Origin of the sequence: Ponticaulis profundi, from assembly GCF_042659465.1 — a bacterium.
GTDB lineage: Bacteria > Pseudomonadota > Alphaproteobacteria > Caulobacterales > Hyphomonadaceae > Ponticaulis > Ponticaulis profundi.
In genome coordinates, this window is the sequence record NZ_JBHSSW010000003.1 from 15448 (window position 1) to 38251 (window position 22804).

The following is a 22804-nucleotide window of genomic DNA, read 5'->3' on the forward strand; positions in this document are numbered from 1 at the left end:
GATCATGTGTCCTAAACCGCGCCCGCCATCAAGGATTCTGCAGCGGCGCGCGCCTCTTTTGTCACTTCACTGCCGGACAACATGCGCGCCACTTCCTCAAGTCGCTTCTCTGTGGAGAGCACGGTGAGTTTTGACGTGGTCTGTTTGTCCTTCGACACGGCCTTGGTGACATGCCAGTGGAAATGGCCACAGGATGCGACCTGCGGGCTGTGCGTGATGGAGATGACCTGACGCTCTTCGGCAAGGCGCGAGAGGCGCTCACCGACTGCGCTGGCCACCGCGCCGCCAACGCCCTGATCGGCCTCATCAAAGACGATGAGCGAGGCGGTCTGAACATTTGCGAGACACACACGCAGGGCCAGTGTGAAGCGCGCAAGTTCGCCGCCAGAGGCGATCTGGTTCATCGCACCAAATGGCGCACCCGGATTGGTCTGCACTTCGAAGACAATCTTGTCGCGGCCATCCGGACCTGCGGCTTCCAAGGGCTTTTCATCAATGCGGACCTGAAAGACAGCGTGTTCGAGCTTGAGCGGCTTGAGCTCTTTCATGACCAGTTTGGCGAGCTGTTTCGCCGAAGACTGACGCAGGGCCGTGAGCTTGCCAGCGACTTCGCAATAAGCTGCTTCTTCCTTTGCGACCTTGTTGCGCGCGCCATCCATGTGGAATTCAAAATCACCAAGCTTTTGCAGCCGCGCCTTGGATTCCATATGCAGCTCACAGAGCGCATCCGGATCGACGCCGAATTTGCGCCCCGCTGCACGCAGCGCAAACAGGCGGGTTTCCACGCCTTCCAGAGCCCCGGCATCATAATCAAAGGCAGACCGGGCCGATTCGACGGCAAAGCTCGCTTCGCTGAGTTCGATCAGCACGCGCTCAACCGCATCCTGAGCGGTTTTGAGCGCTTCCAGTTGCGGGCTGTCTTCGCGGGCTTCAGCGAGTTCCGGCAAGCGCAAAGCGCGCTCCAGATGACGCGACACCGTGCCGAACACATTGGCTGCATCTGACTGGCGGACCGCATCATCAGCGTCTGTCAGGCATTCTGCGAGCTTCTGGCCGTTCATCAGAAAGGCCCGTTCGCTGGTGAGACGACTGGCTTCGCCTTCCTGCGGGCTGAGCGTATCAAGTTCGTCCAGCATGATCTGAAGCTGGGCCAGCTCTGATTCGCGGCTATTAGCCTCTGCTTCCAGCGTTTCGAGCTCTTCGCGCGCGGCCTGCCAGCTGTCATAGGCTTTCGAGACCGTTTCAATGAGCTTGCCCGACTGCGCATACTGATCGAGCACGCTTTTGTGCAGCGCCGGGTTCAACAGCGCCGAGCTGTCATGTTGTCCGTGGATTTCAACAAGGCTCTCGCCGAGCGTGCGGGCAAGATCTGCGCTGATCATCTGATCATTCGCAAAAACGCGGGATGGGCCATTGGCGCTGAGCACACGGCGCAGGGTGAGCACACCTTCTTCTGCCGAATCAAAGCCGCGATCATAGAGTTCTGCGAGTGCCGGATGGTCTGACGGCAGTTCAAAGCTCGCCGAAACACTGGTGCGCTCTGCCCCGTTACGGATCAGCCGCTTATCGGCCTTTCCGCCCAGCACGAAGCGCAGGGCTTCGAGCAGAATCGATTTGCCCGCACCGGTTTCGCCAGTGATGGAGGTGAACCCGCGATGCACCGACACATCAAGTGCATCAATCAGGACAAAGTCACGAACAGAAAGAGCAATCAGCATGTTCTCCACATATCACATGCAGAAGAACAAGAATAGAACGTTATTAGAACAAACCTAGTATTTTCTTACGTCTGTTCTCTGGCTTTGTGCCAAGACTCGTGCCTTCGTCCAGCATCAGGTCGTAGGCATCACCATACCAGACCGAAGCCGGATAGTTATAGCCGAGCACAGATGCCGTCTTTTCCGCCTCCGAATCGAGACCGACCGAGAGATAGGCCTCTGTCAGGCGATAAAGCGCTTCTGGCGTGTGGCTTGTCGTCTGATAGTCATCAATGACCGTCTTGAAGCGGTTGATGGCTGCAAGCTGCTGGTTGCGACGCAGATACCAGCGGCCAATCGCCATTTCCTTACCAGCCAGCTGGTCACGCACCATGTCGACCTTCAGGCGCGCATCAGCCGCGTATTCTGTATCCGGATAGCGACGAATCACATCTTCCAGCGCAGCGAGCGCGTCTTCGGTTGTGCCCTGGTCACGGCCCACATCGACGATGCGTTCGAAATACGAAATGGCAATGAGATAATAGGCATAGACGGTTTCGTCATTGCCCGGGTGCAGAGAGATATAACGGCGCGCAGCCTCGATCGCTTCATCATAGCGATTGCTCTGATAGCTCGCAAAAGCGGCCATCAGGTTGGCGCGGCTCGCCCATTCTGAATACGGGTGCTGGCGTTCCACTTCGTCGAACATGAGAACCGCATTCTGATAAGAGCGGTTCGCCAGTTGATCATAAGCATCGTTGTAAAGCTGCTCGACCGGGCGTTCGACATAGGCCAGTCGCTCATTACGCGCACCATCCAGCATGGAACAACCTGCAGGAAGAAACAGCGCAGCGGTCACGAGAAGCAATGACTTCGGGCTTTTTGTCATATGTCGGATACCTTACTCCACACCAGTCTTCGATGTGATAGCCTCTCAATTCAGTCACGCCAAGCCGTTTCGCGGGAAGAAAATCATCCCCACAATTAAGCTTCTGTCAGGAAGCCCGTCCTAGAGGCAGGCTGCCATGGCTTCAGGCTGATAGCTGGCGGTCTCAACAGGCGCTGTTTCCATCACCCATTTGTCTGTCTCTTTCAGCAGTTTGCGAACGAGCAGATTGTTGATGGAGTGGCCTGGCTGCTCACTCACATAGCGACCGATCACGCGATGACCGATCAGCGACAGATCGCCGACCGCATCGAGCAGTTTGTGACGAACGAACTCATCCTTGGCGCGCAGACCTTCCGGATTGACGATCTTGTCGTCTTCCACGGCGATGGCGTTTTCAAGCGATGCACCCTGCCCCAGCCCCATCGCATGGAGCTGGCGAATCTCTGACATAAAGCCGAACGTCCGGGCAAAAGCGAGTTCGCGGGAAAAGCTCTTTTCGGTCAGTTCCATCACTTTACGCTGGCGGCCAATGGCGCTGGTCGTGAAATCGATGGTGGCGTCGAGATAGAAGCCTTCATCCTCAACCGGCATGAGCGCCGCTTTCTTTGGACCATCTTCCACGACGATGGGCTCGAGCACACGCACGAACTGGCGCAGTGATTTCTGGCGACGAAGGCCCGTCTGACGAATCAGGTCCGCATACAGCTCCGACGAGCCATCCATGATCGGAACTTCCGGACCGTCGACTTCAATCACGAGGTTGTCGACGCCGAGGCCGTAAACAGCGGCGAGCAGGTGCTCGACCGTTGACAGCGTCGTGCCGAATTCATTCCTGAGCTTAGTGCCAAGCGTGACATCATGGACGAGATCGCCGCGTGCTTCGATGCGACCCTGCTCACGCGGGACATCGACACGCTGAAACACGATGCCGGTACCGGCTGCAGCAGGCTTGAGAGTCAAACGCGCGCGCTCACCCGAGTGCACGCCGACGCCGGCGCAAATGGCAGTACTGTCAATCGTATGTTGGTACGCAATAGTCGTCACGAAATCTTTCTCCTGTGCTTAGGAGATTGCCTGCCGCCCCCTCAAGTACAACACACGCTTTGTTTCGTTTCGTAACCAAAGCTGACAAACCGCTAACATAGGCGCACCAGGAAACCTTAATGTATTGTTTTTATGTCGGTTTTAATCGCGTGGCCAATATATCACAGGCCTGAATTGGAATGCAGTTTTCCCCTCTGAGCGGCCCGAACGCGCCATTTCTGTTACAATTGTGAGCACAAAAAAACGCCGCCCTTTCAAGGGGCGGCGTTGATTCTGGTTAACCTGCGTAAAGGTTAGTGATTGGCCGAACGGCGCAGGAATGCCGGGATTTCCAGATCACTGTCGTCCATTGCAGAAGAGTGCATGTCAGAGCGACGGTTGCTGGAAGATGTCGGGACATCCTCAAACGGTGCATTCGGGTTGTCACCGGACGGGCGGCGCCATCCGAAGAGATTGTGCAGGCCGCTTGAACGGGACTCTTCCTGAGCAGGCTTCGAAGACCCGCGAGAAGACGATCCGTAAACGAGATCTGCCGGCACATGCTCTTCCGTGTCGTCGATTTTCGCAACAACGCGGTGTTGGCGTGGCTTTTCAGCAACCGGCTCTGGCGCTGGTTCCGGCTTAGGTTCCGGACGTGGCTCTGCCTTCACTTCAACAACCGGCTTGCTTTCCACAGAGCGCTGAACTTTTTCAGCAGCAACCGTCAGCTCAGGCTGAACCTGCGGCTGAGGCTGTGGCGCAGCAGTTTGTGGCTGAGCGGCAGGACGACGCATTTGCGTTTCCGTTGCGCCTTCGCCAGCTTCCGTGTCGATGCCTGTTGCAACAACAGAGACGCGCATACGGCCTTCAATGCTCTCGTCAAAAGTCGAGCCGAGAATGATGTTCGCTTCCGGATCAACCTGTTCGCGGATCGCGTTTGCAGCTTCGTCAACTTCGTAGAGCGTCATGTCATAGCCGCCCGTGATGTTGATCAGAACACCTTTGGCGCCACGCATGGAGATGTCGTCGAGCAGTGGGTTTGCGATCGCCGCTTCGGCGGCTTCCATCGCACGCTTCTCGCCCGAACCTTCGCCGGTCCCCATCATCGCAGAGCCCATTTCCGCCATAACGGTGCGAACGTCTGCAAAGTCGAGGTTGATCAGGCCAGGCATAACCATCAGATCGGTGATGCCACGCACACCAGAGTAAAGCACCCGGTCTGCCATCTGGAAGGCATCTGCGAAGGTCGTCTGCTCATTCGCAACCCGGAAGAGATTCTGGTTTGGAATGATGATCAGCGTGTCGACATGCTTCTTAATTTCAGCCAGGCCCTGCTCGGCGAGCGCCATGCGGCGTTTGCCTTCGAAAGCGAATGGCTTGGTCACGACACCGACCGTCAGAATGCCACGCTCACGTGCGCAACGCGCGATGACCGGAGCAGAACCTGTGCCCGTACCGCCGCCCATACCGGCTGCGATGAAGACCATGTGAGCGCCGTCGAGGTGCAGGTTGATCTCGTCAACACTTTCCTCTGCCGCAGCGCAGCCCACTTCCGGACGCGCGCCGGCACCGAGGCCTGACGTTGTTTCCAGACCGAGCTGGATTTTCTGTTCACAAGTTGATCGGGCGAGCGCCTGAGCATCTGTGTTAGCTACCACGAATTCAACGCCCTGAAGCTGGGCTTTGATCATGTTGTCGACAGCATTGCCGCCGGCACCGCCGACGCCAAAAACTACAATTCTTGGTTGTAACTCAATACTCATCTGGTCTGCCTTATCGATTACCGAGTCGTTGGGGATTAACCTTAGAGTCGGCTGACAGGCTTAAGCGACCGTTAATGAGTGTAAAAAAATCAGAGGTTTTCTTTTAGCCACTGGATAGCACGTTGGAAGATATTCCCCGGCTTTGCAGTAGAATGACCTGTTTTCGCTTCCTTTTGTGGAACGCTGGACGGCCCGCTCGCAGAAAAGGTTAGCAAACCGGCAGATGCAGAAAATGTCGGACGCTGACAATTTTCACCAAGTTGTTCAGATTTGATCGGCTTGGCGAGGCGCACCGGCATGGAGAGAATTCGCGATGCCATATCGCGAATGCCCGGCAGTTCACTCCCCCCGCCGGTCAGAACGGCGCGGCGCGGAAGACGACCACCAAGGCCGGATTTCGACAGATTCTCAGAGATGAGCTCAAAGATCTCTTCGACACGTGGCTGCATGTAACCGACAAGTTCGCTACGCGACATGCGCGCAGCCTGAAGACGACCATCATCACCGATTTTCGGCGCGTCGATCAGGTCTTTCTCCTTGGCGTTCTGCATTTCCCATTCCATGCGCTCAATCGTGCCTGGACGGGGCGGCGCTTCATCATCAGACGCGGCTGCGCCTTCATAAGCTTCGGCGCCCGTGCTGGAAGATGGCATTTTCAGCGTGCCATGCAGGGTCTTGATGCGCTCGGCCGCTGGAATGGTCGTGCCAATGCCTTGCGCCAGATCCGAGGTAACATGCTGTCCGCCGACACCAATCGCATCCAGATAGGCAAGCGTGCCATTCATGAAGACGGTCACGCCGGTGGAGCCACCGCCAAGGTCAATACAGATCGCGCCATTGTCGCGCTCATCATCACTGAGCACCGCATTCGCACTGGAGAACGCGCCTGACACGACGCTCTCGACGGTCAGGTGCGCACGCGACACACAGGTCACGAGATTGCGATACACCGGCAGCGGCATATAGACGACATTCATGCGGACGCCGAGGCGATCAGCGAACATGCCGCGCGGGTCACGCACACCATCATTGCCATCAATCGCATAGCTGACCGGCAGAGCATGCAGCACTTGCTGGCGTTCATCCTGAGATTTGGAGAGGCCCCGCTCCAGCAGTTTCACGACATCTTTCTGGACGATCTCGCGACCACCCATCTCGATCTCGGTGCGCACTTCGCGGGTCCGGATGTAAGGACCGGACACGGCAAGACGCACGCCAGTCACCTGCTGGCCAGCCATGCGCTCAGCATCTTCGACAGCCAGACGCACAGAGCGTTCCAGGCCTTCCATGTCGATCACGAAGCCGCCTTTCAGGCCGCGACTGCTCTGCTGGCCATGGCCAAGCAATTCAAACTCACCTTCGGACGGAGACGTCTGACGCGCGACCAGACAGGCAACTTTCGTTGCGCCCAGATCGAGCGCAGCCACGACCTGACCGGTTTTGCGCGTACGTCCCTGAGCAGCCATGAGCAGCCGTTGATCCAGACTAGACATTCTGCTTACCCCTGCGAGCCAGTGCTTGCGAGACCAGCACTTAGCTGCCCACGACGTGTGTAGATACGATCCGGATCACGAAGGTCGATCCGCTCAACGCGCCGATCCAGAAGACCGGTTTCGCGCTGCAGGTTCGCCAGTCGCTCCAACGCATGGAAACGCGCCGCACCGGCAGGAAGTTGCACGCGCACTTTCGAACGCATGACCAGATCCCAGCGACGGTCATTGATCCGGTCTGCATAGCCAAGCTTCGACAAAAGCAGCGGGAAGGCTTCCAGATCCGCGAGCAACTCGGCAGAGGCCTTCACAGACCCCTCACCTGTCACCATTGGAAAGCTCTGCGCGGCCAGATCGACATCCGGCACCACATCGCCATTGATGTTCATTGGAAGATGCTGCTGGCCATCCCAGTAAAGCACGGTGGCTTCGAGCGGCGTGATGAAGATCGAAATCTGGCCCGGCCAGAAGCGGTGAACCTGAATATCGCCGAGGCCACCGACCTTTTCGAGGCGGTCTTTCAGCGTGTTCGGGTCCGCGCGGAACATATTGTCACCAATCTGAACGCCGAGCGCCTGACGAATGCGGGTCTCCTGATCGGGAGACGCCTGATACACGCGAATGGTATCCACAGACAGACCGACGGTCTTTACGACGCCGTCGGTGAAAAGATTGACCTGATTTTCGATGACGGAAATGGAGCGTCCCATCCAGGCGGCTGCACCAACGACGACAGCCAGAAGCAAAAATCCACCCATAATGATGGACGACACATCTGTGGTCTGCTTGACCACTGCGTCGCGTGCAGGTGTCGGCTTTTTCGCAGCGCCCTTAGCGCCAGCCTTCCCACCTGATTTGCCTTTTGCTCCACCCTTCACCTGGGGCATGACGCATCCTCTATCATCCAACTGACCAGCTCGACAAAAGAAATGCCGAGATGGGCTGCCTGTTCTGGGACGAGAGAGGTCGGTGTCATGCCTGGCTGTGTATTGGTTTCCAGAATCACGAGCCGGTCCTTCTCGTCGTCATAACGAAAGTCGGATCGCGTCACACCGCGGCAACCCAGAGCCTGATGTGCCTTCAACGCTGCATCCATAACAGCTTGGGTCACTCGACCAGGCAGGTCTGCCGGCACCACATGGCGCGATCCCCCACTCTCATATTTTGCGTCAAAATCGTAAAACTCTCTTAACGTTGTGATCTCTGTGACGCATAAAGCGCGATCTCCCATCACACCGACGGTAATTTCCCGGCCAGGAATGTATTCTTCGGCCATGAGATTGTCGCCATAGACCCAGCTATCCGACATCAGAATATCTGCCGGTGCATTCGCGCCCTTGCGCACCATGACGACGCCGAAACTTGAACCTTCCGCGATTGGCTTGATCACATAAGGCGGCGGCAAGGGATGTTCTTTGGCCGCGAACTCGCGGGTCACCTTTACGTCAGCGGCGATTTCGATGCCGTTCTGTGCGTAGACGGCCTTGGACTTGCGTTTGTCCATGGCGACCGCCGAAGCGGCGACACCTGAATGCGAATAGGGAATGCCGAGAATTTCAAAAACGCCCTGAACACAGCCATCTTCGCCCCATGGACCATGAAGGCCATTGAGAATGACGTCCGGTTTGGCGTCCAGTATCTGATTGGCCAGCTCACGCGTTGCATCGATTTCAACGACGTCATACTGCCCGCTTTCGCGCGCCGCTGCCGCCATCTGACGCCCGGATGAAAGTGAGACTTCCCGCTCCGACGACCATCCGCCATACACAATCGCAACGCGCTTCATCGACATACTCCAGCTTACACTTGGCCCAGCGTCCTACTGACAACCGAATCAGGCAAGAGGGAGACGAATTCGAGGTTTTTGAAAAGGGTGGAAAACGTGAAGCGTTATTTTGCCCTGGCACCGAGCGCGAACATTTCATCCAGCCATTTGCGGCGGCGCGCATCATCATCGCCTTCCACCATGCCGAATATGGTGTGTTCGACAGGCTTGAAACCGGCCATGCCGAAAACGCCTTTTTCGATTCCCTTGAGGCTGTGCGCCCCAAACCAGGTTTTATAGACAAGACCGGGCATGCCCATGGTCACGACCAGTCGCGCCGATTTGCCCTTCATCTTGCCGCCAGGTGCGTGTTCGGCATCGCCATCAGCCAGAAAGAAATTGGCGCGTGCTGCCTGCTCGAAAAAGCCTCGCAGACGGGCTGGCGCACTGCCAAGCCAGAGCGGGAAAACGACAAGCAGATGATCGCATGCTGCAATCTTTTCGCGCTCGGACAGAATGGGCTCGGGCGGCGGCGCGCTGAAATCATCCGGATTGCTCAACAGGTCGAAGGTCAGCTCGGCCAGACGGATTTGCTCAACCTCATGGCCCGCTTCGCGTGCGCCATCGACATAGGCCTTACCGAGAGCCGCACACAAATGCCCGGCATCACCGTGTGGGTGACCATGCAACACGCAGACCTTTGCCATACCCATCTCCCCTAAGAAGGCAGACCAAGTTTAAAATTAGTGCTTTAGCAAATCAATATTCCGAACGCTTTGTGCGCTTATTTTCCTTTGGAAAATCCATCACGCGGTCAGATTTGCCCGATTGCCGCGACATGCCTTATGCTCGGCGCAACCGGAGCGTAAGACATGAACATACTGAACCGCCTTGTCGGTGTGCTCTTCATTCTGGCCGCCGCGTTTCTGCTGATGAATCTGCCGGAGGCCCAGCTGCCGCGTGATCGGCAGATCGTCCTGTCAGTTCTGCCGGCCAGCATTGGTTTCGCCATGCTGACCGGGATGGTTCGCATTCAGGACCTCGGCAACTGGTTTGGCCGATAGGCCCGCTTATTCGGCGGGAACCGGAGGCTCGGTATAGCTCGCCGCTGCTGCGATCTGTTCATCGCTTGCCGCCAGCATGCCCATATAGACTTTCTCCGGATAGGCCTGATGATATTTCTTCGGATCATAGACAGGCTGCTTCACCTGTCCGCCTTTCGAAGAGGTCGGCTCTGGTGACATGTAATGTCTGGCTTCTTCCGGCGTGATGCCACAGGCCTCACAGACCACCGGATCGACCCAGCGTTCCGGCACCAGCTCATAGCCCGGCGTGGCAATTTCCAGCGCCATGCCATCCGGCCCTGCAAAATAGAGCGATTTGCACATGCCATGATCAATCGGACCGATGATGTTATAGCCATGACTGCGAATACGATCGCGCATGGCCAGAAGGTCTTCATCCGTGTCCACGCGGAAGGCCAGATGCTGCATGGTCCCCGGCGCAGAGGGCGCGGCGCCTGATCCGGCATGCGTTTTACCGAGCTCAATTGGAATATTCTGACCGGCATCCATGGCGACCATGGAGAAATAGCTGTGATCGTTCAGCTTCATGAAGGCGTGCTTGCCTCCTGGCACACCATGCATTGGAAACAGCGCCAGAAGCTCGCAGCCCATGACCTCAGAAAAGAAGGCGATGTGCTCCTTCATGTCTTTTGCCATGACCGCAATATGATGGATTCCGCTAAGCTTCATGATTTCCTCCCAATTATGATGTCCAATTCTGTGTGGACTGATGCGACTATAGCGTCATAATAATTGACATAAAACCAGAAATAGGAGCGGCGCAGACCGCTCGCGGGAGGGAATATGTCGAAGATTGTGCGCGAGCCGTATGGCCTCGCCTATGTGGAAAAATCCGGCTTCAAGGATGTATATGGCGGCGCAGGCGGCATGGTGTTTGTCGAATGCATGCGTATCCGCCCTGTCGATGGCAACAGCAAAAGCGTTATCGTTTTCTCCCACCCGGTCGGTGGCGGGTCTTTCCTGCCCATGGTGACCTCGCTTGCTCACGCAGGCCATCACGTCATTTACTGCAACACGCGTTACCGTGGAAATGACAGCGCACTGATCATGGAAAAATGTGTGGCCGATCTCGGCGCGTGTCTGAAGGACCTGCCAGAGCGGTTCGGGTATGAGAATGTCATTCTGGGTGGCTGGTCAGGCGGCGGCTCACTCTCACTCTTCTATCAGTCTCAGGCTGAAAACCCGACCATCACGCACACACCTGCAGGCGACCCATATGACCTGACAGCCATGCAATTGCCACCTGTTCAGGGCATCATGTTGCTGGCAGCCCATATCAGCCGGGCGGTCACGCTGACCGAATGGATGGACCCGAGCATTCTGGATGAAGACAAGCCATTCGAGCGCGACCCAGAGCTGAACATCTACAATCCGGACAATCCCAACAAGCCCCCGTATTCGGAGGCATTTGTCGCCCGTTTCCGCGCCGCACAGATCGCCCGCAACCGGCGCATCACGGCGCGCGTCAAAGCCGAACTTGAGGCGCTGAAAGCGGCTGGCGAGCACAATATGGAACGCTGTTTCACCGTTCAGGGCACAATGGCAGATGTCAGATGGACAGACCCGACCCAGGACCCGTCCGACCGCCGCCCTTATGAGTGCTATCTGGGAGAGCCGCGCATCGCCAATGATGGTCCTGTCGGGCTCGCGCGATTTACAACCCTGCGTGCATGGCTGTCCCAGTGGAGCTATGACGAAAGCCGCGCAAACGGCATCACAAATGCGGGAGAAATCACCTGCCCTGTACTTGTGGTCAACAACACAGCCGACCTCGCCTGCACCCCTTCCCACGCGCAACGCCTGTTTGACGCGGTCAAACATGACGACAAAACCTTTAAAGATATCAAGGGCGCAGACCATTATTATGTCGAGAAGCCGGAACTGGTTGGCGAAGCTGTCAGCACGATTTCCGACTGGATGGCGCAGAAAGGCTTCTAAATCCTGCAATTTAAACGCGTTATAGTTTTGATTGTCTCAGCACCGTCTTCGGACTAGGCTGAAAGAAAAAACATCGGGAGGAAGACATGAGCGCAGACGATGCAAAAGGCTTCGCTGGCCGAGACTATGACGGCGTTAAAAAGCAGTTTGACCAGAACCTGAAAGACGGCACGGACATTGGTGCCTCTTTCTGCGCGACCATGAATGGCGAGACGGTTGTCGACCTCTGGGGCGGCTATGCTGACCCGGAAAAAACAAAGCCGTGGGAAGAAGACACGATCGTCAATGTCTATTCGACAACCAAGACGATGACCTTTCTTGTCGCCCTGATGCTGGCCGATGGCGGCGAGCTGGATTTCAACGCACCGGTCGCCAGATACTGGCCGGAATTTGCCGCTGAAGGTAAAGATGGGATCACGGTCGCGCATGTGATGAGCCATTCGGCGGGCATGTCAGCCTGGCGCGAGAAAATGGACAATAAAGACCTTTATGACTGGGAGAAGGCGACCCGACTGCTCGCACGTCAGGCACCTTTATGGGAGCCAGGCTCCGCACCTGGATATCACGCGGTCACGCAAGGCTATCTGATTGGCGAAATTGTCCGGCGCATCACCGGCGAAACCATCGGCACCTTCTTTGAGTATGAAGTCGCCGAGAAGCTGAATGCCGACTTTCATATCGGCTTGCCGGAAAGCGAAGACGACCGTGTGGCGACGCTCCAGCCGCCGGACGTCGGCGGCATTTCCATGGGGGAGACGACAGAGCTGATCCGTCTGACCACCACCAATCCGGGTATTGATGTCTCACAGACGCGCACCCGCGACTGGCGCGGTGCGGAAATCCCGGCTGCAGGCGGAACAGGCAATGCGCGCTCCGTCGCCAATATTCATCGCATTCTCGCCAATGGCGGCACAGTTGATGGCAAGACCTTCCTGTCGGAAGCCGGGTGTCGCAAGGCACTGGAATGTCAGATTGAGGGAACCGACCTCATTCTTGGCATGCCCGTCCGCTATGGGCTTGGCTTTGGCCTGTCCGGCCCGATGTCGCCTGCCCTGCATGACGAAGCCATGTTCTGGGGCGGGTATGGCGGCTCCATCGTTCTGATCGACATGAAAAACCGAACCAGTGTTGCCTATGCCATGAACAAGATGGAAGGCACGACGACAGGCGATATGCGCGCCATCACGCTGGCCGGGCTGACCTGGCAATCCATGGCGCTGGTTTAGGCTGGCGCGTTATTCGACAGCACCCTTAGCTGGTGCTGTCTGAGACCTCGTCTTCAGCTGCGGGCTTTTTCTCGAACATGTCCCGTGGCTGGGTCGGGCAACGACTTGGAATGCCATAACCTTCTTTGAGTTCTTCATAGCTGACATCGGAGTTGCGCATGGCATCGGTCAGCGTGTCCTCACTGAAGAAGATGAGATCCTGGCGCGCGCAGGTGCGGGCATAGTCGAACAGTTTCTCACGCTCGTCCGCCTTAAAGTCGAGCGGCCCTGCAAAGGCGAGATCAGTCGGAATGAAGGCCACATGCATGGTCATGTTATGCTTCGTGCTGAGCGCGGCATACTCGCCAATTGCGATGCGTGAGGCATAGATCAGCATGGTTTCGAATGAGCGCGCGATAATCTGAACCGTATTTACGGGTGTCGAACGCGACGGCGACTGCACCTGACCGTTCACGACAATATAGATATTGGCATTGCGGAGCGGCGTATCGGCCGTCGTCCAGAGCGACCAGAGTTCCGGCCCAAGGAAGAATGGAACTGTTGCCCCGCCATCCACATGCATTTCCTCGAAGACCTGGCCTTCGAACTCCACCGGCATCATGACCGGCGGAAAGACGCCCGGCACACTGGCCGAGGCAACCAGAACATCCTTGAACAGGTCACGCGCCTCATCATCCCGGCGTTTGGCGATTTCACCCAGATTCCAATAGACCGGCTGCTGCGTATCGAGGTCGGTGGTTGCGACCATCAGAATGCGGCCCTTTTCGGCCTCCTTCGCGACGGCAGAGATGAGGTCTTTCGTGACGAACTCATCGACGAGCGCGCGCAAAGGTTCTCCCTTGAAGAAGCTCGGATTGAACAGAATGCCGATACCGCGCGATTCCATCACGCCAGAGGCCGCCTCTGTCGCGAACGCCGCGCGCAGTTCATCATCCCAGTCGGAGCCGAGAAACGCAAAAGGCGCGATCAGCGCGCCAGTGCTGACGCCGGTCACAACTTCGAACTGAGGACGATGTCCGGCGACGGTCATGCCATAAAGCACGCCGGCGCCATAAGAGCCGCCTGCGCCGCCACCCGACAAGGCCAGAAAATCAAGCGAGCCGTCACTCGCGCGTCGCAGCATTTCCAGCCGGTTCTCAACGCCCTGAGCTGCGTCGGGATCGATCCCGACAATGCGGATATCAGACGGGAAACCGGCAACTTCCGCTTTGGTCGGCGCCGCGGGCGGACCATCCTCGCGCGGCAGTGTGATACAACCCGACAAAAGCATCAGCGCGCAGGCGAACAGAAACACGACTCCCTTCGGACCCGATTGATCGTGTTCTTTCATCACAGCAGTTTCCCCATCGTTGATATAAGAAGGCAGGCGTTGATATAAAAAAGGCGGGCCTTTCACCGGCCCGCCCTAAATGGCTATCCGACGCGCTTTAGGCCAGTCACATATCGTTTCCAATTTGCAACATAGTGCTCTGCGGACGCGGCCAGGACCTTTTCCATGTCTTCGCCAAGCTCACGCACCACCTTGCCCGGTGCGCCCATGACGAGGGAATTGTCAGGGATTTCTTTGCCTTCCGGGATCAGCGCATGCGCGCCGATGAGGCAATTCTTGCCAATCTTTGCATTGTTCAGAACCGTTGCACCAATGCCGATCAGCGTGTTGTCGCCAATCGTGCAGCCATGCAGCATGGCCATATGTCCAATCGTGCAGTTCTTCCCGATGGTCAGCGGGACACCATCATCGGTGTGACAGACCGTGCCGTCCTGCACATTTGAGTTCTCGCCAACGGTGATCGGATCATTGTCGCCGCGCATAACGACGTTAAACCAGACACTTGCGCCTTCTTTAAGCACAACATTGCCTAATACTGTGGCATTCTCAGCGACCCAGTATTTGCCTTCGTCAGGAAGGGAAACTCGTTTATCACCAAGGTCGTAGATAGCCATAATATCCTCCGTACACGTTCAGATGGCGGGGTTTGTCACAAAAGATTCTCTTCGTACTCTCTTAACTGGTGTATGGTCGACTTGTCTAAAGATTCATGCTGATTCGTCTCTGAACAGCGGATCAGCAAGCCTTAAGAGGTGTGCGTGGCAACACTGTTTGCACGACGATCCGGGCCAGGGCCCGACCTTACAGCGGCAGAAATGCTGCCGCCTTTTCCCGCCTTTCACAAACGCCGCAGTCGCTCGCCGTCTGCGGCGTTTTTCTTTGTGGTAAGCCAAGGAGGCCATCATGGGTAAACGTTCAGCAGTCCGTCGCATTCGAAATGCCGAATTCGATACGCAGGCATATTTCGACGACGAAGCCATGACCAACGGCAGGAACTTATACGCCATTGATGGCGGATGGACCCCCGAAGACGAACCTCGCGGCCGCGCGCCCAATACGAAAAGCAAAGAGCCGCAACGCGAACAGCGCTATGTGAAAAATGTGAAGCCCCGCTCTGACGGACAGGCCAAGCTGATGAAAGCGATTGATGAGCATCACCTCATCTGCGCCCTTGGCCCGGCAGGCACGGGCAAAACCTATCTCGCCATCACCAAAGCCGTGGAAGCCCTTCAGAAAGGCGAAGTCGGGCGGATCGTGCTCGCCCGCCCGGCGGTGGAAGCCGGTGAACAGATCGGCTTTCTGCCAGGCGCGATGGAAGACAAGCTCGCCCCGTATCTACGCCCGCTTTACGACGCGCTGTCGGACCGGCTCTCGCCAAAACAGCTGAAAGAGATGCTGGCTGAAGGTGTGATCGAGATTGCGCCCATTGGCTTCATGCGAGGGCGGACGCTCAACAACGCCTTTGTTGTCGTTGATGAAGCGCAGAACTGCACGTATACGCAGCTGAAAATGCTGCTCACGCGTCTTGGCTGGCACTCCACCATGGTGGTGACGGGCGATCCGGCCCAATCTGACCTGCTGCCTGAGCTGTCAGGCCTGCGTGATGTCGCCGATAAGCTGGAAACCAATCCGGAGATCGCCGTCATCCGCCTGCAGGCCGAAGATGTGGTGCGCCACCCGCTGGTCGCTCAGATGCTCGACACGCTCTAAGCGCAATACGTCAGAGAAAGAGAAAAGCCCCTTTCGATGGAAAGGGGCTTTTTTTGATCAGTTGGAAAGGCTGAGACGGATGAAACCGCCGCGCCCTGCGCCCGGCACACGTGTGCCAAGTGCAACATCGGAGTCTGCATTGCGATTATAGCCGGAAAGATGGTCGCGATAGACCTGATCCAGCAGGTTCTCGATGCCGAAGCTGAGCTGTACGCCCGGCTTGATCTGCCAGTCTGCATAAAGGTTCAACACCACATAACCGGGCGTCTGTGCTTCACTGTTCGTGAAAGACACATCGTCCTGCTCGGCCACGGCTCGTGCTTCAAAAGACGCAGACCAGTCTGCCTCTTCCCAGGTCAGAGCTGTGGTGAGACCAGGCGGTGCAATCCGATAGAGATTGTCATCGATGTCACGACGTTCCCCGCGCACATAGCTGAACACACCATCGAGACGCAGCGGACCTGTCAGGTCATACCCAAAGTCGAAATCGAGCCCGTAGAGGCGTGCATCAACATTGGCAAAACGCAGCGGTGTCGGATCGCCATTCATATTGGCGATCATTTCCTGCGGCGTATCGATCACGCCAACCGTGTCGTCGAACGGAACGCCCTGCACGAAATTGTCGATCTGGCGAATGAATACGGTCGGGCGCGCGTAGAAGCGTTCCGAGCGATAGTCGAAACCCGCCTCGCCTATCCACGCCACCTCTGGATCAAGGCTCAGATCGCCGACATAGATATTGCCATCGGCCAGACCACCGCTGGCATTTAGCGGTAACCAGCCAAAGCGCTGCAGATAGCTGGGTACTTGCGTTTTCCGGGCGAGCGTGACGCGCCAGGAAAGTCCATTCTGTTCAGGCGTCCAGAAGCGCGCGACGACATCAACCGTTTCATCACGCCAGCTGGTATCCGCGTTGTTGAACGCCATGGCGAGCATGGTTGGCCCCATTGGCAGCGCCGGGCCAAGGCGCGCGGTTCCGGCATCGCTTTCATGGCTGTCTATGCGCAAACCAAGCTCTGAATTGAGTAGACCAATCATGCCAGACCACTGCGCAAATGCACCAAAGCGCGTCGTTTCGATATCCGGCAGGGCGCCCACAAAGAATTCCGCATTCATCGGATTGGTAATCTGCATGTCATGCGTGGTGTCCGAACCATCCAGACCCAGTTCGACGTCGCCTTGAAGGGCTGAAAACAAGATCGAAACGGCCCCGGAGCGAGTTTCGGCAGACGCAAGGCTTTCGCGCATCTGCATCATGGCAGGGGATGGACGCAGGTCGAAATTGTTCATGGCGTGCGCGACGTCTGCGCTGGAGGTTTCCGCTTTCAGATCAAAGCCATCGAAATCGCCGAGATAACCAAGCCGGAGGAAATCCGCGTCGAAATAGCGAATATCCATCGGGAATGGCGGATTGCCGGAATCGCCAGTGTTCTGGCGACGTGCGTCGAGCGTCAGTTCATGTGCACCGAATTTGACGCCGCCGGATAGGCCGAACACTGCGCGTTCGAACTGGCTGCCACCGACGCTGCCATCGCCATACGCATAGTCATCGCCTTCTTCATAAGCCCCGAGCAGATTGAACCGCCATTGATCCGTTGCCGCGCCAACGACGCCGCCAGCGGCGATGCTCTCATCAACGCTGCGCGCGCCGAAGGACAGGTCATATCCGAGTGATGGGGAAGCCGTGTCGGCATAGTCGACGCGCTTGAAGACCGCATCGACGCCGCCGCCAAGCCCAGGGCCGGCGCTGACCGGGCTGACGCCGCGATCTATGACCAGATGATCAATCAGCGGCATGGGCGCATAGTGAAAAGCCGGGTCCATGAGATTTGGGCCGCCGGATGCAAAATGCTGCCCATCTACGCGCAGATTGAGCCGCTCACCGAAAAGGCCGCGATACTGCACCTGACCGGACAGCGCGCCATTTCCGACAAGGGCACCCCCGGGCGTGCGTGTCATCAGGCGGGCCACATCAGGACCTTCCGCAGGCATGAGGTCAGGGTCCATCGTGGTGCCGGTGGCCGTTTCCTGAAAACGTCCCGTGACGATGATCACATCCTGAAGCGCAGGTTCTGAATCAGTCGCTGTCTGCGCCACGGCAAAAGGCGCAGATGACAGGAGAGCAGCGACGCAAAGGCCGCTTTTGAGAGCGTTAGACATGTGTGAAGTCTCCGGACCGGACAGGCGGGAACGCCCGGCAAGCCGGTCAAATCTGTTTTTCGAAATGTGTGAGAAAAATCAGATGTGCGCTGGAGGACCTCTGGCCGGCAAAGGCGCCGAAATCACGCGTTCGCGTGTTTGCGAGACATAGACTTCTCCGCCCAGCATGGGCAGTCCAAATGCCGCCATGACGAGATCAGGTGTGTCTTCTGGCGTGCCCATAGACATGGCCAAGGCAAAAGGACACGTGCCCTGATTGGAAAAATCTTCAGTCTCGTCATGAGCCGGTTGCGTGCCCTGCTCGCTTGCCTGCTCCAGGCTAACCCACTCTGCGGTTTCCGGATTAAAGCTCGCATAGCGCGCGCTCAATCCTTCGCCGCAAATGCGAATGCTGAGCGCACCTGTTTCCGGAGACGCTTCGACCATATAGCCCGCTGGCACGGCCGCACGCAGGAACAAGCCCGCGAAAAGGACAAACAGCATCACCTTTTTCAAAGGCAGAACATATGAGCCGAACGCATGCATCACTCTGGCTGGTACTGGAGGGGGGCCGGGCCGTATATGAGACAAATTGTCAATAATCGAACGCCGGTCAGCGTTGCCCGCCTGCCCCGCCGAACTTTTGCTTCAGTCCGGAGATGAAGGCGTTGGCTGAACTCGTATCCGCGAGCGATTTCACGATATCGGTCAGGCGCGTGGAGGTCACACGGGTCGAGCCGGTGAGCAGGTCAAATGTCTCGCTCTGCGCAGTTTGGGACATGGCTGGTGTGTAGCCCGCACGCAGATCTGCCAGTCCTTCAGGATTTCCGTCGAGGCGATAGGCAACAGCTGCGCGGATGGCGGTCTGGACCTGCGATGGCGTCAGGCTGCTGACACCCGGATCTGGCAAGGCATTCTGGAGCGCTCTGCCAGCTGGTCCCCATGAGCGCGCGCGCCAGTGCACTTCCGCCAGCAATTCTTTCGAACGTTGATCGCTCAGAGATTCAAGCAGTTCAATGGCGTGACTATAGCGCTGCAATTCCATATGCGCAGCGGCTTCCAGCAGACGACGCTCCAGACGCAGATCGTCGTCCAGCCCGGTTTGACGGGTCGAACCAATCACGCGCAGCGCTTCTTCCGGCCGCTTGTCGATCAGATAGATCGAGGCAAGATCGGCAGCGATTTTCGCGCGGCTCGCCCCGATGAGATTCCGGTTTTCGACCTGGTGCGCAAGCAGCTCTGTCGCCGGGTCCAGCAGGTCGAAGGCGACCAGACGATTGGCGAGCTTGCGGATCATACGGTCCCCATCCGGACCAATCGGCGTGAGATCTCTAAACTCATAGAACAGCGCCAGCGCCTGGATCGGATCTATGTCGTCGGCTTTGCTGTTGAGAAACAGATCATCGAAATATTCCGACATCTGGATACGCAATTCACGCGACCCCGGCATGTCTGGAAACTGCATGGCGAAGGATTGCGCCAGCTGGAGGGCTTCGCGGAAATTCCCAAGCCTGAACTGCACATCTGAAAGCGCGGCGACGATTTCAAGTTCCAGCGCATCACCGCGCCAGCGGAAGCGCAGGGAATCCAGCCGATCCGCCGCATCCATGAGTGAGATACGACCGGTCTCAAGCCCAAGCATCGTATCAGCAAGCTCTGCGCGGACACGCACATTGGGATCTTCATGATCAAGCAGCTTGGAGAAAATCGTTTGCGCATCATTCTTGCGACCAGCGGCAAGCGCCAGTTCTCCAAGTGTCAGCGACGCCTGTCCCATTGCGACAGGATCGCCTGTGCGACGGGCGGCTTCTGCATGACGTTCCGCCGCCGAGCCATCGCCCATGCGGATGTTGGCGCGCGCGGCTGCTGCGTGGAAGCGTCCGGCCCACAGCGGGAAATATGCATCAATCAACGGGCTGGCTTCGAGAAAGGACTGCCGCGCTTTTCGCCAGTCGCCGAGCTCGGCTTCGGCATAGCCACGCCATGCAGCCACCGCCGGATCGGTGCGGACGGCGCTTTTATCAAGCGTTTCCAGGGCTTCCTCATAGCGGCCCAGCATGACCTCTGCACCGCCTTTCAGCGCAAGCCATTGCGCATCCTGCTCCAGGATCGGATCAGCTTCTGCCGCGATCCGCAAAGGACCAAAGGTTTCCGGCGCCAGTTCCCAGGCAAGCAGGAACCGCGCGAGATCAATATTCGCAGACTGGCCACTCCACTCCTGCATGTCAGCAATCGCTGCCGCACGGCTGAGCGCACCGTAATTGGACCAGAAACTGCCCATATCGCCGCGCCGCCAGCTTTCGAAGTCGAGGAAGCCCGGTGACAGGCTCTGACCATCTACCAGTTCCGACTGAACGCCCCAATTGGACAGCGCCATGCCTTTATCGAGGCTGATCAGGATCTGGTCGCCGCGTTGCAGGATGGACAGATCGTCAGCACGCGGCACGATCACCAAACCTTGCGTGGTCACGGGGAAGCTCGCCTCGACGAAGTTTAATGGTTTTGGCAGTGAGGTGGTGTGCTCCATCGCGGAGACCAGCTCGAGTGTTTCGCCAACTTCCGGGTCGGTCATGGTGAAAACCGTTCCAGCATTCGGAACGTCCACGATGATGCCAGAACCGCCCGAACTTGCACTGCGCGTCGGCTGCAGACTGGTGGAAGCCAGATCGCCTTCCCCGCCAATGCTGACAGACCAGAGCCGCCCGGAACTGGTGACATTGACCATCAGATCCGATGGCGCAAACACGCGCAAAGCCATACCTTCTTCAGACTGGACCTGATCGATGCGGAACCCCGTATCCGCTAGCGATCGGGAGAGTTCGAATTTGCCGTTTGCAGGAAACGCAATCCAGACCGCACCGTGGCGACGGAAAATCGTGGCAGGAATTTCAGAGCGAAAAGCGAAGTCGAGATCAACACCGCGCGATTTCGGCCTTCCCTCAACCACGACATTCTGACCGCCATTCAGCGCCTCATTCCAGAGCCGCGGCGGCGTGATTGGCGGTAATTCCTCTGGTTCGGCCGCGACGTCTTCGAAATTGTACTCGTAAGCCGGACCGGCCGATGCATCCGCAGCCTCAAACGTATCGGGGTCAGGTGTCAGGACATCTGGCGCGGTGTCAAAAGGCTTGCGACTTGGCGGTTCGATCCCGTCATCCGGCAGCTGGTCAGCAAGCGCCTGTAGCGCAGCCGGCAAAACAACCGCTTCGGCCTCGTCTTCTGGTTTCTGACCAGGACGGAAACGGACGACAGCTGTGTTATCGACCTCAACGGCACTCGCCCAATAGCCCTCCATCATGTCGAGATTCACGATCCACTTGGTTTCCGTGTTCTCAGCATTGATCGAGCGAAGCCCGGTCGGTGGATCCACACGCGTCGGTGCGAGGTCGGCTTCGGCGCGGCGATCAAATGTCAGCGTCAGCTCACGACCGTTCTCCTCAACAGAAAACGGAATTTCCTGCGGCCAGTAAAAGGCAAGTGTTGAAAAGTCTTCCGTTTCGGACGCAGCCAGGCGCACCGGTAGCGGCGACGGAATAGAGGCGAGACGCGCAGCTTCCGCAGCCTGTTCAGCGCGGGCAGCTTCCTGACGTTTGATCGCAGCGAGGGGAGACACGACGTCCGCCGGGTCCGACGTGTCAGCAGCCGGGACGAGATCAATGCCCGCCAGGTCATAGGAATAAGACTGGTGAAGGCGATATTCGCGCGCGAGCGCAACGCGGGCTTCGCGGCCATCATCAGCCAGCCGCGCCACCGCGATATAGTCCGGCAGGCCATCCTGAAATTCTTCCGGGTCGAACTCTACCGGCTCTTCAAAGCGCAGAACCATGACCGGCCCGGTCATGGTGGCCGCAATCTGAGGCGCGGTTTCATCACCATCTTCCCAGCTGGCAATGATGCGGCCATAGCCGTCGCCCTGCTGGAAGCTGAACGTTACCGGTCGGCCCTCTGCCCAGGATGACAGAGGGATCGCAAACGCTGAAAATCCGAGCGCCAGCAGGCTGACGGATCGAAGCGACAGTCTGCTTGCCTTACGGCCCACTCGTTCTGGCCTCCAGGTCCGAAATGGTTTCCGGCGGCTCAGTCCGCTGAGCCATGAGGAAGGTCAGCACCTGCGCGCGCTCTGACGACATGGACGACAGAATGGCCGCAATCGCGGCAGGCTTCATATTGTCTGCGATGGAGAGCATCAGCTGGTCATCCATCGTATTGAAGATACGCGCAGCATCTTTCGGCTTCATGCTCTCATAGGTTTTGACCAGACGGTCGACCTGTTCGTCATTCTTCACGTCCAGCTGATCCAGCAGGTTCTGAATGCTGCCTTCGAGGCTCTTAAGTTCATCAATCTGATCGTTGAGGCGTAGCTCTGCGGCTGAAATGGTCATTTCACGCGTATCGAGCTGCTCAGCACGTGCGTCGAGCTCTTCACGGCGCTCGGCGAGGTTTCGCAGCACCTGAATTTCATAAGGGGACAGACCGGCCTGTTCGGCCAGCAGATCCGGCGCAGGACATGCATCACCTGGCTTGGATGGTTCACCTTCGGCTGGCGCAGCGTTTGGCTCGGCAGATGCGAGCTGGACTTCACCGCTTTCTGGCTTCTGGCTGGCTGTCGAGGCTGCCTGCGCAGTCTGTTCCTGACCTGATTTGGCCGCGGCTTCGCCTGCAGCTTCAGCGATCGAGACCGCTTTCACAGCAAACGCACCGAAGGCAACGACAGCGATAACCGGAAGAAGACGGATCTTGGTGTTCATC

19 protein-coding genes are annotated in these 22804 nt (G+C 57.6%); 4 read left to right on the forward strand and 15 right to left on the reverse strand.

Annotation, left to right across the window (positions count from 1 at the left end; all coding sequences use genetic code 11):
• Positions 1-11: 11 nt before the first annotated feature.
• The 8 genes from recN to ACFQDM_RS01695 form a co-directional block, all read right to left on the reverse strand.
• Positions 12-1718, reverse strand: coding sequence for a DNA repair protein RecN (recN, locus tag ACFQDM_RS01660; RefSeq protein ID WP_377374616.1), 1707 nt, complete (start codon positions 1716-1718; stop codon positions 12-14).
• A 43-nt stretch (positions 1719-1761) separates the two neighbouring features.
• A complete protein-coding gene (locus ACFQDM_RS01665; RefSeq protein ID WP_377374617.1) occupies positions 1762-2556 on the reverse strand; it encodes an outer membrane protein assembly factor BamD in 795 nt (264 codons plus the stop codon).
• A 150-nt stretch (positions 2557-2706) separates the two neighbouring features.
• Positions 2707-3630 carry a UDP-3-O-acyl-N-acetylglucosamine deacetylase gene (gene lpxC, locus ACFQDM_RS01670; protein WP_377374620.1) on the reverse strand — a complete coding sequence of 308 codons (924 nt, stop codon included), beginning with the start codon at positions 3628-3630 and terminating at the stop codon, positions 2707-2709.
• Between the two features lie 293 nt (positions 3631-3923).
• On the reverse strand, positions 3924-5372 hold the full coding sequence (ftsZ, locus tag ACFQDM_RS01675) for a cell division protein FtsZ (RefSeq protein ID WP_377374623.1): 1449 nt from the start codon (positions 5370-5372) through the stop codon (positions 3924-3926).
• A gap of 89 nt (positions 5373-5461) precedes the next feature.
• A complete protein-coding gene (gene ftsA / locus ACFQDM_RS01680; RefSeq protein ID WP_377374626.1) occupies positions 5462-6865 on the reverse strand; it encodes a cell division protein FtsA in 1404 nt (467 codons plus the stop codon).
• Positions 6866-6870: 5 nt separating this feature from the next.
• Entirely contained in the window at positions 6871-7749 is an 879-nt protein-coding gene (locus tag ACFQDM_RS01685) for a cell division protein FtsQ/DivIB (RefSeq protein WP_377374628.1), read from the reverse strand.
• Positions 7737-8648, reverse strand: coding sequence for a D-alanine--D-alanine ligase (locus tag ACFQDM_RS01690; protein ID WP_377374631.1), 912 nt, complete (start codon positions 8646-8648; stop codon positions 7737-7739). Before ACFQDM_RS01690 ends, ACFQDM_RS01685 begins: the two co-directional genes overlap by 13 nt.
• 104 nt (positions 8649-8752) lie before the next feature.
• The gene (locus ACFQDM_RS01695) at positions 8753-9334 is read right to left on the reverse strand and encodes an NAD(P)H-dependent oxidoreductase (protein WP_377374633.1); all 582 of its coding nucleotides are present in this window, start codon (positions 9332-9334) and stop codon (positions 8753-8755) included.
• A gap of 165 nt (positions 9335-9499) precedes the next feature.
• On the opposite strand from ACFQDM_RS01695, the gene ACFQDM_RS01700 reads away from it, so the two are divergent.
• The gene (locus ACFQDM_RS01700; RefSeq protein WP_377374635.1) at positions 9500-9691 is read left to right on the forward strand and encodes a hypothetical protein; all 192 of its coding nucleotides are present in this window, start codon (positions 9500-9502) and stop codon (positions 9689-9691) included.
• 6 nt (positions 9692-9697) lie between these two features.
• Here the strand turns inward: ACFQDM_RS01700 and ACFQDM_RS01705 are convergent, their stop codons facing one another.
• Positions 9698-10381: a VOC family protein gene (locus ACFQDM_RS01705; protein WP_377374638.1), complete on the reverse strand. Its 684-nt coding sequence runs from the start codon at positions 10379-10381 to the stop codon at positions 9698-9700.
• Between the two features lie 114 nt (positions 10382-10495).
• Between ACFQDM_RS01705 and ACFQDM_RS01710 the strand changes: the two genes are divergently transcribed.
• Complete coding sequence (locus ACFQDM_RS01710; RefSeq protein WP_377374641.1) at positions 10496-11650, forward strand: alpha/beta hydrolase family protein; 1155 nt, start codon at positions 10496-10498, stop codon at positions 11648-11650.
• Between the two features lie 86 nt (positions 11651-11736).
• Complete coding sequence (locus ACFQDM_RS01715) at positions 11737-12876, forward strand: serine hydrolase domain-containing protein (protein ID WP_377374643.1); 1140 nt, start codon at positions 11737-11739, stop codon at positions 12874-12876.
• 25 nt (positions 12877-12901) lie between these two features.
• Here ACFQDM_RS01715 and ACFQDM_RS01720 read toward each other — a convergent pair whose 3' ends face one another.
• Both ACFQDM_RS01720 and ACFQDM_RS01725 read right to left on the reverse strand, forming a co-directional pair.
• Positions 12902-14206, reverse strand: a complete 1305-nt coding sequence (locus ACFQDM_RS01720; protein WP_377374646.1) for a patatin-like phospholipase family protein — start codon at positions 14204-14206, stop codon at positions 12902-12904.
• Between the two features lie 83 nt (positions 14207-14289).
• Complete coding sequence (locus ACFQDM_RS01725) at positions 14290-14820, reverse strand: gamma carbonic anhydrase family protein (protein WP_377374648.1); 531 nt, start codon at positions 14818-14820, stop codon at positions 14290-14292.
• A gap of 289 nt (positions 14821-15109) precedes the next feature.
• Between ACFQDM_RS01725 and ACFQDM_RS01730 the strand changes: the two genes are divergently transcribed.
• A complete protein-coding gene (locus ACFQDM_RS01730; RefSeq protein ID WP_377374650.1) occupies positions 15110-15916 on the forward strand; it encodes a PhoH family protein in 807 nt (268 codons plus the stop codon).
• A gap of 57 nt (positions 15917-15973) precedes the next feature.
• On the opposite strand, the gene ACFQDM_RS01735 is transcribed toward ACFQDM_RS01730, so the two are convergent.
• The 4 genes from ACFQDM_RS01735 to ACFQDM_RS01750 all read right to left on the reverse strand — a co-directional run bounded on the left by ACFQDM_RS01735 (position 15974) and on the right by ACFQDM_RS01750 (position 22803).
• A complete protein-coding gene (locus ACFQDM_RS01735) occupies positions 15974-18076 on the reverse strand; it encodes a TonB-dependent receptor (protein WP_377374652.1) in 2103 nt (700 codons plus the stop codon).
• A gap of 78 nt (positions 18077-18154) precedes the next feature.
• Complete coding sequence (locus ACFQDM_RS01740) at positions 18155-18559, reverse strand: hypothetical protein (RefSeq protein ID WP_377374654.1); 405 nt, start codon at positions 18557-18559, stop codon at positions 18155-18157.
• 109 nt (positions 18560-18668) lie between these two features.
• Positions 18669-22094: a hypothetical protein gene (locus ACFQDM_RS01745; RefSeq protein ID WP_377374655.1), complete on the reverse strand. Its 3426-nt coding sequence runs from the start codon at positions 22092-22094 to the stop codon at positions 18669-18671.
• Complete coding sequence (locus tag ACFQDM_RS01750; RefSeq protein WP_377374658.1) at positions 22084-22803, reverse strand: MotE family protein; 720 nt, start codon at positions 22801-22803, stop codon at positions 22084-22086. Before ACFQDM_RS01750 ends, ACFQDM_RS01745 begins: the two co-directional genes overlap by 11 nt.
• Position 22804 lies beyond the last annotated feature (1 nt).

Bases quoted from the DNA above. Each gene is read 5' to 3' on its own strand.
- ACFQDM_RS01710 (WP_377374641.1), top strand. From the start codon at position 10,496: ATGTCGAAGATTGTGCGCGAGCCGTATGGCCTCGCCTATGTGGAAAAA.
- ACFQDM_RS01695 (WP_377374633.1), bottom strand. From the start codon at position 9,334: ATGGCAAAGGTCTGCGTGTTGCATGGTCACCCACACGGTGATGCCGGG.
- ACFQDM_RS01730 (WP_377374650.1), top strand. From the start codon at position 15,110: ATGGGTAAACGTTCAGCAGTCCGTCGCATTCGAAATGCCGAATTCGAT.
- ACFQDM_RS01720 (WP_377374646.1), bottom strand. From the start codon at position 14,206: ATGAAAGAACACGATCAATCGGGTCCGAAGGGAGTCGTGTTTCTGTTC.
- ftsZ (WP_377374623.1), bottom strand. From the start codon at position 5,372: ATGAGTATTGAGTTACAACCAAGAATTGTAGTTTTTGGCGTCGGCGGT.
- ACFQDM_RS01685 (WP_377374628.1), bottom strand. From the start codon at position 7,749: ATGCCCCAGGTGAAGGGTGGAGCAAAAGGCAAATCAGGTGGGAAGGCT.
- ACFQDM_RS01735 (WP_377374652.1), bottom strand. From the start codon at position 18,076: ATGTCTAACGCTCTCAAAAGCGGCCTTTGCGTCGCTGCTCTCCTGTCA.
- ACFQDM_RS01700 (WP_377374635.1), top strand. From the start codon at position 9,500: ATGAACATACTGAACCGCCTTGTCGGTGTGCTCTTCATTCTGGCCGCC.
- ftsA (WP_377374626.1), bottom strand. From the start codon at position 6,865: ATGTCTAGTCTGGATCAACGGCTGCTCATGGCTGCTCAGGGACGTACG.
- ACFQDM_RS01715 (WP_377374643.1), top strand. From the start codon at position 11,737: ATGAGCGCAGACGATGCAAAAGGCTTCGCTGGCCGAGACTATGACGGC.
- ACFQDM_RS01750 (WP_377374658.1), bottom strand. From the start codon at position 22,803: ATGAACACCAAGATCCGTCTTCTTCCGGTTATCGCTGTCGTTGCCTTC.
- recN (WP_377374616.1), bottom strand. From the start codon at position 1,718: ATGCTGATTGCTCTTTCTGTTCGTGACTTTGTCCTGATTGATGCACTT.
- ACFQDM_RS01740 (WP_377374654.1), bottom strand. From the start codon at position 18,559: ATGCTGTTTGTCCTTTTCGCGGGCTTGTTCCTGCGTGCGGCCGTGCCA.
- ACFQDM_RS01690 (WP_377374631.1), bottom strand. From the start codon at position 8,648: ATGAAGCGCGTTGCGATTGTGTATGGCGGATGGTCGTCGGAGCGGGAA.
- ACFQDM_RS01705 (WP_377374638.1), bottom strand. From the start codon at position 10,381: ATGAAGCTTAGCGGAATCCATCATATTGCGGTCATGGCAAAAGACATG.
- ACFQDM_RS01725 (WP_377374648.1), bottom strand. From the start codon at position 14,820: ATGGCTATCTACGACCTTGGTGATAAACGAGTTTCCCTTCCTGACGAA.